At 63.5% G+C, this 13050-nt stretch carries 9 protein-coding genes and 2 pseudogenes; 5 read left to right on the plus strand and 6 right to left on the minus strand.

Annotated features, from left to right (window positions below; all coding sequences use genetic code 11):
- Positions 1-33 precede the first annotated feature (33 nt).
- Positions 34-1206 carry an aromatic ring-hydroxylating oxygenase subunit alpha gene (locus NCR35_RS00715; RefSeq protein ID WP_250532622.1) on the plus strand — a complete coding sequence of 391 codons (1173 nt, stop codon included), beginning with the start codon at positions 34-36 and terminating at the stop codon, positions 1204-1206.
- Positions 1203-1832: an LbetaH domain-containing protein gene (locus tag NCR35_RS00720; RefSeq protein WP_250532623.1), complete on the plus strand. Its 630-nt coding sequence runs from the start codon at positions 1203-1205 to the stop codon at positions 1830-1832. The genes NCR35_RS00715 and NCR35_RS00720 overlap by 4 nt, the downstream gene beginning before the upstream one ends.
- A gap of 110 nt (positions 1833-1942) precedes the next feature.
- Here NCR35_RS00720 and NCR35_RS00725 read toward each other — a convergent pair whose 3' ends face one another.
- Together NCR35_RS00725 and NCR35_RS00730 are read right to left on the minus strand one after the other, a co-directional pair.
- The gene (locus NCR35_RS00725; RefSeq protein ID WP_250532624.1) at positions 1943-2917 is read right to left on the minus strand and encodes a 3-oxoacyl-ACP synthase III family protein; all 975 of its coding nucleotides are present in this window, start codon (positions 2915-2917) and stop codon (positions 1943-1945) included.
- Positions 2918-3000: 83 nt separating this feature from the next.
- Positions 3001-4146 (minus strand): DegT/DnrJ/EryC1/StrS family aminotransferase, encoded by a 1146-nt coding sequence (locus tag NCR35_RS00730; protein ID WP_250532625.1) that lies wholly within the window; start codon positions 4144-4146, stop codon positions 3001-3003.
- 345 nt (positions 4147-4491) lie between these two features.
- On the opposite strand from NCR35_RS00730, the pseudogene NCR35_RS00735 reads away from it, so the two are divergent.
- Together NCR35_RS00735 and NCR35_RS00740 are read left to right on the plus strand one after the other, a co-directional pair.
- A pseudogene (locus NCR35_RS00735) lies at positions 4492-4821 on the plus strand (glycosyltransferase family 2 protein); the annotation flags it as partial.
- A 597-nt stretch (positions 4822-5418) separates the two neighbouring features.
- Entirely contained in the window at positions 5419-7272 is a 1854-nt protein-coding gene (locus tag NCR35_RS00740) for an O-linked N-acetylglucosamine transferase, SPINDLY family protein (RefSeq protein WP_502801634.1), read from the plus strand.
- 68 nt (positions 7273-7340) lie between these two features.
- On the opposite strand, the pseudogene NCR35_RS00745 reads toward NCR35_RS00740, so the two are convergent.
- A pseudogene (locus tag NCR35_RS00745) lies at positions 7341-8012 on the minus strand (transposase); the annotation flags it as partial.
- A 372-nt stretch (positions 8013-8384) separates the two neighbouring features.
- On the opposite strand from NCR35_RS00745, the gene NCR35_RS00750 reads away from it, so the two are divergent.
- A complete protein-coding gene (locus NCR35_RS00750; RefSeq protein ID WP_250532626.1) occupies positions 8385-9467 on the plus strand; it encodes a GGDEF domain-containing protein in 1083 nt (360 codons plus the stop codon).
- 4 nt (positions 9468-9471) lie between these two features.
- Here the strand turns inward: NCR35_RS00750 and NCR35_RS00755 are convergent, their stop codons facing one another.
- The 3 genes from NCR35_RS00755 to flhF are packed head-to-tail and all read right to left on the minus strand — an operon-like array spanning position 9472 to position 12915.
- Complete coding sequence (locus tag NCR35_RS00755) at positions 9472-10203, minus strand: RNA polymerase sigma factor FliA (RefSeq protein ID WP_175938629.1); 732 nt, start codon at positions 10201-10203, stop codon at positions 9472-9474.
- 20 nt (positions 10204-10223) lie between these two features.
- On the minus strand, positions 10224-11141 hold the full coding sequence (locus tag NCR35_RS00760; protein ID WP_250532628.1) for a MinD/ParA family ATP-binding protein: 918 nt from the start codon (positions 11139-11141) through the stop codon (positions 10224-10226).
- The gene (gene flhF, locus NCR35_RS00765; RefSeq protein ID WP_250532629.1) at positions 11134-12915 is read right to left on the minus strand and encodes a flagellar biosynthesis GTPase FlhF; all 1782 of its coding nucleotides are present in this window, start codon (positions 12913-12915) and stop codon (positions 11134-11136) included. The genes NCR35_RS00760 and flhF overlap by 8 nt, the downstream gene beginning before the upstream one ends.
- Positions 12916-13050 lie beyond the last annotated feature (135 nt).

Below are 13050 nucleotides of genomic sequence, written 5' to 3' on the forward strand. Positions count from 1 at the left end.
GCATCGAACTCACTCCAGTGATGAACATTCGCCATGATCGAACCTGTCCTGCCACCCGCGTGCTATACGGACCAAGCGTGGTTCGATCGTGAGCAGAAGAAAATCTTCGGCGAGCTCTGGCTGCTCGTCGGTCTCACGCAGCAACTGCAAGACGAGAACAGCTTCATCACGCGTAACCTGGGCGGCGTGCCCGTGCTCGTACAGAGGGTCGACGGGGAGCTGCGCGCTTATCGCAACGCCTGCGCCCATCGCGGCATGCCCATTCAGCAGGCCGACTGCGGCAAACGCAAGCTGATCTGCCCGTACCACAGCTGGTCCTATAACGGCGATGGAAGCCTGCGCGGCATCCCGAACGACAAGCTCTATAAGATCTGCAGTAGTCAACGAAGCGAACTGCGTTTGCAGACGTTCGCGCTCGAGGTGGTCGGCAACTTCGTGTTCGTCAATCTGAGCGCGGAACCGATACCCATCACCGAACAATACTCGAGCGACATGCTGCGGGTGCTTGAGGGGATCTCGGCATACTTCGCGCCCGAAGTGTCGTACACGACCTTCAACGTCGATTACAACTGGAAGCTGAACTTCGAGAACATTCTCGACTGGAATCACGTTTCGTTCGTGCATAAGGACACCTTCGCACCGCTGTTCGATTATGCGAGCGACGGTTCGCAGCACGGCGCGTCGACGACCGCCTCTCCATTGTTCGGAGAAGGGCGTCCTCTTGCGGACGTCGAATTTCACTCGGGCGAAATACCGGCGCGTCCCGTCAAGCTCGCGGATCTTTCGCAGCTCCGGCGGTGCAGCTTGCGTTATGCGCCTCACTGGTATTCCGGGCTGTTCGAGCGGGCGGCAGATCCAGGCGCGGTGCTCCACTGCGTGCTGTTTCCGAATCTCAACTTCGGCTCCATCCACGGCGAACACTATTACCTGCAGCAGTATGTGCCCGTCGCACCTGACAAGTTCGAGTACCACTCGTGGGTCTTCACGACACGTTTCAAGGATGGCACGCCGCCGCAGCCGCATCTGCTGTGGGGCATCCATCATGCGGAAAAACGGGTCGTCGATGAAGACGTGGTTTTACTCAACGCGCTGCAGAAGTCGCTGAAGTCCGGGTCGCCCATCAACGTGCTGGGCGATCACGAGGCGCCGCTCGCGGCGATGGGGACGTGGTACATGCAACATCTGAATGAAGAAGGCACGCCATGAAGTCTCTGCTGATCGCGGGTCCCGACGATTCTCTGCGCGACGTCCACGCGCTTGCATTGCAGGCCCATTCACAACGCGATGTGGCAATGCTGCACATCCCGTCGAAGGACTACTACGTCTTCGATCTGAGCGAACTCCAACGCTTCTCGCCAGAGGAGTGGGACATCGCCATCGCTGTCAACGAGTTCTACATAAACGATGTGAGACGCGCGCTGCACGAGGCGACAGCCGCGCTCGGCTATCGCGCTGTCTCGCTTGTTTCGCCCCGTGCGCAGATAGCTTCGGACGCGGTCATTGGTGAAAACACGATCATTCACGCGGGCGCTTTCGTCGGTGCTGGAAGCAGAATCGGCCATCACTGCGTGCTGCGTCCAAACGTCGTGGTGACGGAAGAAGTCACGGTCGGCGACTATGTGACGCTGGAAGCCAATGTCTCGATCCGTGAACGGGCGATCATAGGCGACTTCGTCACCATCTGCGCGAACAGCAGTCTTGCACGGGCGTCCGTCATCGGCGCGCATTCGTACCTGAACATCCCGCGCCAGTATGCGGGCAAGATTGCGCCGAGCACCTTCATCTCGCCGCAATTCGAAAATCCAGTGCGCGTGCTGCCCAGTCATGCTTGAGGACGTAGGCTGAATCGGAAGGCGTTCGCTTTCCCAATGAAAAAAGGCACGACTTACGCAGTCGTGCCTTTTTGCTTGGTTACCGTCACCCGCGCGACGCCGGTTCCGTATTACGCCGGAGAATCGCCCGCATACTCGAATAGCGCGACGCCCCAGGACAATCCGACTCCGAAGCCGACCGTCATCACGATATCGCCGGGCTCCAGCAATGCCATCTGTTCCGCGAGCAGAATAGGCACGGAGGCCGAGACGGTATTGCCCATATACGCGCAGTTGTTCGGAACCTGCTCGTCGCTGAGCCGGAGCTTCTTCGCCAACTGCGATGTCACGAAGTCGTTCGCCTGATGGAAAACGAACTTCCTGATCTGACTGACGCTCAACCCGGTATCGCTCAATGCCGTTTCGACCGCTTTCGGGACTTCGCGCAGCGCGAAGTTGAAGATCGCCGTGCCGTCCATGTAAATGCCGGGCGCGTGCTCGCTCGGTCGAATAGCGGACCCCTGAGCGACGAACGCATCGTAGCCCGAGCCGTCTGCAAAGCTGCGGCAGTACAGGAAGCGCAATCCTTGAGGACGCGTCGAGAATTCGCACGCCGTCGCTGCATCGCCGAACAGCACGCGTGTCGTGATGTCGTCGCGTCGAAGCAGACGCGAGTAGGTATCAGCGTTGATGAGAACTGCGCTCTTCTCTGTCGGAAACGACCGCTGCAACGCAACGACCGTCTGTGTTCCAAGCACGAAGCCGGAGCAGCCCTGGTTGATGTCCATGACGAGGCAATCGTTTGCCAGCTTTGCCCTACCGTGAATGCGCGACGATACGCCCGGAATCAGATGATCGGGCGTTTGCGTGCAGACGATCAACGCGCTCACGCCTGTAGCGGGGCTCGCTGCGAGCAGCTGTTGCGCGGCCGCGAATGCGAGGTCGCTCGTATATTGATCGGGACCTGCGACAGGCCGGCTGTGCACGCCTGTTTTTCGCACGATGCGCTCGTAATTCGCATCGGCAATGCCCAACGTCGAAGCGTCGTTTTGCTCTATTCGCTCGCCTTGAACGACGGCGATGGAGTTCAGGTAGACGTCGGGCATGGACAGCACATTTGACATAGAAGATACCTTGATGAATGGCGCATGGACCCGGTGCAACGGCAGCGCGCTGACGCCATGGCCGCTTACGCGTCCGCCAGTTCGGTGACGCGATCACGCGCCGTCGCTGCCGTCAGCACCAGTTCGATGATCCTGTCCTGCGTGTCGCTGTCGAGTGCCGGGAAGATGGGCAGGCACAGCACTTCGCGCGAGATAGCCGTCGCCACGGGCAGATTCGCCGATCCCGCCGACGGCAGTCCACGGTAGGTAGGAAACTCGCTGATAAGGGGATAGAAATACCGCCGCGCGAGGATGTCTTCCGCACGGAGCACATCGTAAAGCGCGTCGCGCGTGATGGGGAAGTCTGCCGTCACGCGGACCGGGAAGTACGAATGGTTGCTCGTACTGTCGATGGGCGCGACAGGCAGCAGCAGTCCCTTCACACCCGAGAGCGCCGCCTCGTAGCGCGCCGCAATCCGCGCGCGCGCGACGGCGATCCTGTCCATATGCTGCAACTGCAAGAGGCCGAAGGCCGCCTGCAGTTCGTTCATTTTCGCGTTGATGCCGGGTTTCACGACGGTGACTTCATCGGCGAAACCGAAGTTCTTCAGATGGTCGATGTGGCGCTTCGTCTTGGCGTCGTGACAGATGATCGCGCCGCCTTCGAACGTGTTGAAGATCTTCGTGCCATGAAAACTGAGCATCGACATGTCGCCGAACTTCAGCACGGACTCGCCCGACTTGCGCACGCCGAACGCATGAGCCGCGTCGTACAGCACGCGCAGGCCATACGTGTCGGCGATCCGTTCGATCTCTTCGACATCGCACGGGTTGCCGTAGACGTGAACGGGCAGGATAGCCGTGGTTTGCGGCGTAATGGCCGCTTCGATCTTGCGCGGATCGAGGTTCATCGTCACGGGGTCGATGTCGGCGAAGACGGGCTTGATGCCGTTCCAGTGCAACGCGTGCGTCGTCGCCACAAAGCTGAACGGCGTCGTGATGACTTCGCCCGTCACTTTCATTGCCTGCAACGCGGTGATCAGCGCGAGGGTGCCGTTCGAGAACAGCGACAGATACTCGACACCCAGGTATTCGCAAAGCGCCGCTTCGAGCTGTGTGTGAAAGGGGCCGCCATTGGTCACCTGCTTGCTGTCCCAGATTTTCTGCAGATACGGAAGAAACTCATCGAGGGGAGGCAGATAAGGCTGGGTGACCGGAACGAGTGTTTGCATGGCAGTCGCGAGTGAGCGGAATGCGCAACGGGCGCACGTCCAATGAAAACGAGAATAGCGTCGGCCATGGCAATCCGATCGATTGATCAAGCGGGTCAAACGCTGCTATTTCGAGGCATGGTTCGCACGCGCGGGGCGCGAGGATCAGCAAGCGAAATTCAGCGCGACATCAGGCGCGACATCGGGAACGAATAAGGACGAAAACGCCTCGCTGTTCCGTGGATGGCGTCGAGCGACCGCTCGCTATTCTGTATGCAAGCCGTCGTGCCATGGATGCCCGGGCGCGGCCATGCAACTTCAGGCTGCCGATGTGCGCCCTCTTTCTCGAACAGGACCCGTTTTTCCATGACCACCGTCAGCATCCTCATTCCCGCGTTCAAGCCGGACTACCTTGCGAAGGCAATCGCGAGCGCGCAGGCACAGAGCTTCGCGGACATCGAAATCCTGGTCGGCGACGACACCGCGGACGGTCGCTTGCGCCCCATCGTCGAGAGCTTCGACGATCCGCGCATTCGCTATTTCCATCATGCCAGCGGGGACGCGCGTCGCAATTCACTGCTGCTGTTCGAACAGGCGCGCGGCGAGTACATCAAGTGGCTCTACGACGACGACCTGCTCATGCCGCGCTCCGTGGAAGCGCTGGTCGACGCCCTGCGTCAGCATCCCGGTTCAGCCATCGCCGTTCATGAGCGCGTCCTGATCGACGCCGACGACAACGTTCTGCACACGCCGCCGGCCCTCGTTCCGGCTGGCCAGATCGCGTTGGTCGAACGTCCGGCACTCGTCGAGCACATGGTCGCGCTGGCGAACAACTTCATCGGCGAGCCTAGCAACATCATGATGGTGCGCGATGCCGTCGACATGTCGACGGTGATGTTGTACCGCGGCTGGGACATCACGTTCCTCAACGACGTCAGCATGTATCTGAACCTCGCGGAGAAGGGACCGCTCGTGCTGCTGGGCGGCTATCTGAGCTGTTTCCGTCGGCATGGCACGCAGAATTCGGGTGTCGCGAGTCCCATTCTCGTTGCGGGCTACTACGAATGGGAAGTGATGGTGCGCGGCGAGGCGGCGGCGGGTCAAATGTCCGCGGAAGCGTTGATGCGCGCGAAAGCGCAACTGACCCGCCTCTACACGCACGGCATCGACACGCTCGGCATGGTCGAATTGCAGGCATTGCGCGACAACCTCGACGAGCTGGTCAAACAGCCGACTGCGGGACTCTATGCGTCCCCGCGTTTTCGCGCCAACGCCGCAATGGCGAACGAAAAGATGCACGCGCGCGCGGCGGCCCGTTTGCGGACGCCGGAAGCCAGTGTGGCCGCCGCCGAAGAGCCGGCGACGACGAATCCCGCTATCGAGGCGCTGCTCGCGCGCGCCGTCGAATGTCATCAGGCCGATCGGCTCGACGAAGCCGAGACGCTGTATCGCGAGATCCTCGCGACAGATCCGAACCACCCCGAAGCGCTGCATCTGCTGGGTCTCGTTGCTCACGCCTTCGGCCAGTACGCGACAGCCTCCGAGCTGATCATGGCCGCCATCGCGGTTCGACCGGCGGCCGCGTTCTATTACAACCTCGGCAACGTCATGCAGGCGGACAACCGGCCTGCTGCTGCCGTCGAGTGCTTCCGCCAGGCGATCGCGCAGCAGCCCGACTATATCGACGCGTACTACAACCTCGGGATTGCACAGCGCGCGATGCACGACCTGAGCGGCGCTGTCGATTCGTTCGTCAAGGTCGTGTCGCTGAAGCCCGATCACGCGCAAGCCTATAACAACCTTGCCGCGACGATGATGGAGCTCGACGAACTCGATGCTGCCGTCGAAGCGTACAGCACGGCCATTGCGTTGCGCCCCGAGTTGCCGGCGCCGCGGAGCAACCGGTTGTTCGCGTCGAATTACTACAGCGGCGTGACGCCCGCCGCGTACCTGGAGGAAGCCAAAAGTTTCGATGAAGCCATCACGCAGGGCGTAACGCCGTACCATGACTGGCTCGTCGAAGCGACGCCCGCGACAGCCCGAGCATTGCGCGTCGGCATTGTGTCGGGCGATTTGAAGGAGCACCCGGTCGGTTCCTTGCTCGAAAGCATCGTGAATCATGTCGATGCAGCCCGAGTGGAGTTGCACGCGTATGCGACGCGCGATGTCGAAGATGCGCTGACGCTGCGCATCCGTTCGCGCTTTGCGACGTGGACGAGCCTCGCGGGCATGACCGACGTTGCCGCCGCCGCACGCATCCGCGACGATCGCATCGACGTGCTGATCGATGCATCGGGTCATACGCAGTTCAACCGCCTGCCCGTGTTTGCGCGCAAGCCCGCGCCCGTTCAGGTGAGCTGGCCCGGTTACTTCGCAAGCACGGGTATGCGCGCGATCGACTACATGCTCGGCGACCGTTACGTGCTGCCCGAAAGCGAGGCACACCACTTCACCGAGCGCGCGTGGCGGATGCCCGACAGCTACTTGTGCTTCACGCCGCCTGCCGAGCCGCTGGACGCGGGCAAGCTGCCGATGCTCGACAACGGACATGTGACGTTCGGCTATTTCGGCAAGCTCGCCAAGATTGCCGATCAGACGGTGGCGCTTTGGTCGCGCGTGCTGCATGCCGTCGCGCATTCGCGTCTGTTCATCAAGGCGCAGAATCTGGATCTGGATCACGCCCGCGAGTCGATCGTCGCGCGTTTCGCTGCACACGGCGTCGATGCATCGCGCCTCATCCTGGAGGACCATTCGCCGCATGCCGAGTATCTCGCCGCGTATCGTCGGGTGGACATCGCGTTGAGCCCGTTCTCGTATCCGGGTCGCACGACGACGGCGGAAGGCCTGTTCATGGGCGTGCCTGTCCTGTGCCTGCGCGGCGAGCGGTTTCTGTCGCACATCTGCGAAAGCATGCTGCATGCGGCCGGTTTGCCCGACTGGATCGCACAGAGCGAAGACGACTATGTCGCGAAAGCCGTGCAGTTCGCCGCCGATGCGTCGCAGCTGCAAGCGCTTCGCAGCGGCCTGCGTGCGCAACTCGTCGCTTCGCCGCTGTGCGACGCGCCTCGCTTCGCGAAGCATCTGGAAGACGCGTTGCATGGCATGTGGGTGGCGCACGTCGCGCCCACTGAAGCTGTGGCGCGTTAGCCAGCGCGTGCCCGGCTGCTCGTCGGCCGGGCGCGAAGGCGTCGTTAATCATTCGGGATGACCGGCCCACCGCGCAGCTTCAGGTGATTGACCACGCGCGGCCAGAACTTCGCGCCTTCGGCCTGCTCGATCCAGAGCCCCGCACGTCACGCGAGCCGTCGCGGCCCAGGCCCGGCGCCATGTAGATCCCCTTGTTGGGGACCACTTCTTCGTCGCCGATCTTGGCCCGCAGCGCGTCGGGGAACACCCACTGAATATATCGGCTCGCGCGGTCGCTGTGCCCATTCGCGCACCTCGTCGATCGCCCAGCCGGCCACCGTGCTGACCAAGTCCGCAGATTGTTCGATGTCGTGCATCGTCACGAGAAAATCGCGGTTCTCCCGGGCGCTCATTGCGCGCGATGATCTCGTCGTCGAAGTCGCCAAAGCGTGGCTCGCCCTTGGCAATGATCACCGGATGGGAGGTCCCTTCTCGGTCGCGCGGAAAGTCGATGTCGAGAAAGTCGTCATGAGTCGTGATGCGCTTGCGGCTGGTGCCGTTGCGGTGATCGTGCTGCGCACCGGCTTAGTTGGCCCTTCTCGTAGCCGGATAGTGCGTCCGCTCGCCGCCGTGCGAGCGCTCGCGGGCCGTTGCTTTTTTATCCGCCCGGTTAAGCGTTTCGTGCGCCAGTCGCCGGATCAGCTCTGGGTCGAGTCCAGTCCTTTGCCCGATTCGATCGTCGGTTCCAGTCCATGCCTCATACACGAGGATTCGGCTAGGCGTCACGGCGCTGGTTCCCGCGCGGGCTCCAAGCAACCCGGACGCCCCCGATCGCAATTGACTCACTTCAACTGGTTTGCCGAAACGGGCACCGGCTTTACCGTCCATGCTGCTTCACCGCTACTCGGCGTATACGAAGGCCGTGCCATCACCTGCTCTACAGCGGCATACGGAAAGAAAAAGACAAGGGGTTGCTGGTTCGATCCCAGCCGGGCGCGCCAAGTCGCACATCTGTCGCCTCGTCGTCATCCCCCACGAACTCAAGCCTCGCACCTGCTTTGCCGTTAACCCTACGGCCGACCGCGCCCATTCCAGGCGCGTCGAACGAACAAAAACAAAATCCAGGGGTTCACATGCAGCAGGCTCACCACCCGCCACGCTGGCCTCATGCCTTCGCATGGGCGGCGCTTCGGCATCCCGAACGCGAACAAGCCACGCTGCGCGTTGTGCTCGGCGCCGTAGTTCTCCTCGCCTACGCCTGTTTCGCGTGGCTCGTCCCTTCGCGCGAAGCGTCGCTGGTCGCGCAAATCGTCGGGCTCTATGTGTTCTACGGCGCAGTCACGCTGCTGATCGTCAGCCGCATGGCGTCGCCATCGAAGAAGCGGCTCGTGGTCACGACCATTGCCGATCAGGCGCTCGTCGGCGCGGCGCTCGCCGCGGGCGGCGAGATCGCTCTGCCGCTCTTGTGGGTCGTCTTCTGGTTTCTGATCGGCTCGGGCTGCCGCTACGGCAAGCGCACGCTCGCCGTCTCCTGCGCCACCGCGATGACGGTCATCGGCGGGCTCGCGCTCTGGCAGCCGTGGTGGAACGCGAACCTGTCCGCCGCGCTCGGGCTCGCGTTGAGCGTGCTGGCGGCATCGGTGTATCTGACCGTGCTCGTCGATCGCCTCGGCAACGCCAATCGCGATCTCGCGCGTCAGGCATCGACCGATCCGCTCACGGGTCTCGCCAATCGCTACGCGCTGGAACACATCGTCAATCGCACGATGTCCGAGGCAACGCAGGACACCGTGCTGCTTCTGATCGACCTCGACGGCTTCAAGGAAGTCAACGATACCTACGGTCACGCGGTCGGCGACGTGCTATTGCAGCAGTTCGCCAACGTGCTCGCCCGCCGCATGTCCAATAGCGACACCGTGGCGCGCCTCGGCGGCGACGAGTTCGTGGTGCTCGCGCATCAGGCGCAGAGCCGCACGGCCGTCCTCGCAATCACCGAAGGCATTCACGCGGCGCTCGCGTCGATCGCGTCGGTGGACGGGCGGCCGGTTTCGGTCTCGGCGAGCATCGGCGCGTGCATGTTGTCCAGCGCGGCCGACGCGCGCCACGCCGACATCCACGCCGTGCTGCGCGCCGCCGACCGCGCGATGTATCGCGCGAAAAGTCTCGGCATCGGCAAAACGGTGTTCGCCGAAGCGCGAGACTTCGAAGCCGGCTAACGTATTACGCTTCGACGCTCGTCCACGACTGCTCGCGCAGCTTGGCGCGCAAACGCGCGACCGCCTGGCTGTGCAGCTGACACACGCGCGATTCGCTCACTTCCATCACCGCGCCGATTTCGCGCAGGTTCAGGCCGCGTTCGTAGTAGAGGCTCATCAGCAGCTTTTCGCGTTCCGGCAGCTTGTCGATGGCTTCGATCAGCGCGCCGCGCAGGCTGTCGTCGAGCAGCGCGGACAGCGGGTCCGAACGGTCGACGCAATAGCGGTCGAGGAACGGCTCGTCGTCGGCGGAGCGGTCGAAGTCTTCGTAGTAGATCAGCTGGCTGCCGTGCAGGTCTTGCAGCATCGACTGATATTCGTCGAGCGGCATCTTCATGTGCTCGGCGATTTCCACTTCGCTCGCGGCGCGGCCGAGGTTCTGCTCGACCTTGTGCACCGCCGATTCCACTTCGCGCGACGTCTTGCGCATGCTGCGCGGCAGCCAGTCGTTGGCACGCAGCTCGTCGAGCATCGCGCCGCGAATGCGCTGGCTCGCGTAGGTTTCGAACTGCGCACCCTGATCTTCCTTATAGCGGCTCGCCGCATCCAGAAGACCGATCATGCCGGCCTGAATCAGGTCGTCGAGATCGACGCTCGCCGGCATCTTGGCGACGAGCTGAAGTCCGAGCCGGCGAACGAGCGGCGCATATTTAGTCAGGACGTCCGACTGTGAGAGTTTGCCTTGGGCGTTGTACATCTGAGTCACCTTAATCTTGATCACATCGACGCCGTACTGGTCAATGCATGACTGGAAAACAACGACGCCATGCGCCCCGTCTCCCGTCCGCCCTTGTCAGCCTCGCCAACCGAAAACCGCGCGTCATTCCGGACCTGCGTCTCGCTCCCGGTCGGGGCGGGACGCATCGGCCAATGCAGAAGCTCCGCCGCGATCTGCCGGTAGTCGCGCGCCGCGGCTGTCGCCGGGAACGCTTCCACCACGCAGCGCGAGAGCTCCTTCGCCCGAGTGACGCGCGCATCCTCGGACACATACCCTGCCTGCACGAGCGACACGGCCAGATACCGGCTCGCGACGCCCGACAGGTTGTCGAACGCGACCGCCGCGTCGGCCGGGTTCTGCACGTGATTCACGAGCACGCGGAACTGGCCGATCGCATGGGCGTAGTGCAGACGCTTGATGCACGCGTACGCCTCGGTGATCGCGGACGCGGCCACCCGCGTCACGATGAGAAAGTCATGCGCCTGCGCCGCGAGCGACGAGAGCGCGCCGTATCGATCGAGCTGCGCGTCGATCAGAACGATGTCCGCCTGACCTTCGAGCAGCGCGCGGCACTGCGCGGCGTCGTGGCTGATGCGTTCGTCGCGCGGCGCGGCGAGCAGCGAGAAGCCGAACGGCGTGCGCGTCACCGCGTCCTGAAGCGCCTCGCGGCCCGACATCACCGCGGCGAGCGCCCCGGCGCCGGACGTACCGGCCAGGCGCGCAGCGGATGCCGCGTTCGCCCGCTCGTCGATCACGAGCACGTCCTTGCCATGCACGGACAGCGCCGCGCCCAGATTCACGACCGCCGACGTGCAGCCGATGCCCGCCGGCCCGCCCGCCACCGCCACCACGCGCGAACCGCCTCGCGTGAGCAGCCTTCTCAGACCTTCAGCCTGATCGAGCACGAACTTATCCAAAGCGGACCTCATGCAGTTCGGTGGTGGCGCGCGCGGACAATGCGGAGAGCAGTGCCGGCACCTCGTCGTCCTGCGGCACGAAGGGCGAACCCTCGCGCGGAATGCAGAACGCGCTCTTGATCAGAAAACGCTTGGTCGCGACGTACAGGTTCTCCGGCACCTTCTGGCCGGTCGAGACGTAATGCACCGGCAGCTTGTAGCGGATGACGGTATCGAGCACGCCGCCGAGATTCGTCGCTTCGTCGAGCTTGGTCAGGATGCAGCCCGCGAGCGGCGGCTGATCGGCCGCGCTCTTGTACGCCTGCACCACTTCGTTGAGCGTGTCGCCGTGGCTGGTCGCGTTGAGCAGCAACAGGCGCTGCACCGGATGACCCGCGCCGCAGAGCATCGAAATCTGGTCGGACACCATGCGATCGCGCTGGCTCATGCCGATGGTGTCGATCAGCACGATGTGCTTGTTGCGCAACTCCGAGAGCGCGAGTTGCAGGTCGGCGGCGTCTTTCACCGCGTGGACCGAGACGCCGAGAATCTTGCCGAAGATGCGCAGTTGCTCGTGCGCGCCGATCCGGTAGCTGTCGGTCGTGAGCAGCGCGACCTTGCTTGCGCCGAAGCGCATCACGCAGCGCGCGGCGAGCTTGGCCGTGGTCGTGGTCTTGCCGACGCCCGTCGGGCCCATCAGCGCGAACACGCCGCCGCGTTCCATCAGCGCGTCTTCGCTCGCCATGACCGGCAGGTTCGATTCGAGCACCTGCTGCACCCATTCCATCGCGTGCTCGGCGCTTTCCATCTCGGGCATGTTGTCCACGACCATGCGCACGAGTTGCGCGGAGAAACCGGCCGCGAACAGGCGCTTGGTGAGGCCGGCGTTGCCCGGGCTGCGGCGCTGGCGCTCGCCCCACAGGAGACCGGAGAAGTGCTCTTCCATCATCTCGCGCATCGACGAGAGCTCGTGCATCACCGTTTCGTTGACGACTTGCTCCATGCGTGCGCGAATCGCGTCGGTCACGACGGCGGCCGCGTTCGCGGGCAGACCTTCGAGCGCATTGTCGGGCGAGGCTTCGGCTTGCGGCGCGCCCGCGTTGATCTTGTGGGCGGCGCGGCGCGCGGCGACTTGCGCGGCTTCGCGCGCCCAGTCGGGCGTGTCGATCTTCGGCTGCGCGGACTCGCGCATCGCGTAGTTGCTCGGCTCGGGTTTGTCGGCGCGCTTCTCGGCACGCTGATCCGCGAGCTTGTCGGCGGCTTTCGCTGCGGATGCCTTCGGCGGCACCGGCACGCCCAGACCGCGAGCGATCGCAGCGGATGCCGACAGCGGACGATTCGACGGCATCGCGGCCTGCTCGGCGATGCGTCGCGCGTGCTCGATCAGCCACGGATTCGACTCGGCCATCGTGCGCGGTGCGTCGTCGGCTTGGGCGTCGCGCGGCGCGTCGCGGTGGTCGAGGTCATCCGTATGGGCTTCAGGATTCGCGCCGAAAACCGACGAGAACACGTCGCCGCTCGCGTAAGGATTCGCGGCGGCCGGTTGCTTCGCGGCCACGGCGGCCGCGGCTTGCGCGAGCGCGGAGCGCGGCGTGGCGCTCGGGAATGCGGCCGGCGCCTGTTCGTGCGCGGCCGGCGAAATGGATGCGATGTCGCGATCCGCCACGCCCACGATCTCGACGGAACCGTCGTCGAGCGTGCGATTCGACAACACCACGGCATCGGGGCCGAGCGCTTCACGAACCTGGCGCAGAGCGTCGCGGCTGTTGGCGCCAATGAATTTACGAATGTTCAAACTTGCCCCCGATGAGGTATGAGACTGCGATCTTTGCGAGGCGGGCGCTGCCGGATGGTTCGGGGCGTCCGCTTTTCAGTGAAGCCATTATTGCGAAGATGCCCTTCGGCCTATCGCGGGATAAAGGGTGGGAAA

Source organism: Caballeronia sp. AZ10_KS36 (assembly GCF_023631105.1).
Lineage (GTDB): Bacteria > Pseudomonadota > Gammaproteobacteria > Burkholderiales > Burkholderiaceae > Caballeronia.

What these genes read in the sequence shown, in the direction of transcription:
- NCR35_RS00715 (WP_250532622.1), top strand. Translation starts at nt 34, where the DNA reads ATGATCGAACCTGTCCTGCCACCCGCGTGCTATACGGACCAAGCGTGG.
- NCR35_RS00720 (WP_250532623.1), top strand. Translation starts at nt 1,203, where the DNA reads ATGAAGTCTCTGCTGATCGCGGGTCCCGACGATTCTCTGCGCGACGTC.
- NCR35_RS00725 (WP_250532624.1), bottom strand. Translation starts at nt 2,917, where the DNA reads ATGCCCGACGTCTACCTGAACTCCATCGCCGTCGTTCAAGGCGAGCGA.
- NCR35_RS00730 (WP_250532625.1), bottom strand. Translation starts at nt 4,146, where the DNA reads ATGCAAACACTCGTTCCGGTCACCCAGCCTTATCTGCCTCCCCTCGAT.
- NCR35_RS00740 (WP_502801634.1), top strand. Translation starts at nt 5,419, where the DNA reads ATGCACGCGCGCGCGGCGGCCCGTTTGCGGACGCCGGAAGCCAGTGTG.
- NCR35_RS00750 (WP_250532626.1), top strand. Translation starts at nt 8,385, where the DNA reads ATGCAGCAGGCTCACCACCCGCCACGCTGGCCTCATGCCTTCGCATGG.
- NCR35_RS00755 (WP_175938629.1), bottom strand. Translation starts at nt 10,203, where the DNA reads ATGTACAACGCCCAAGGCAAACTCTCACAGTCGGACGTCCTGACTAAA.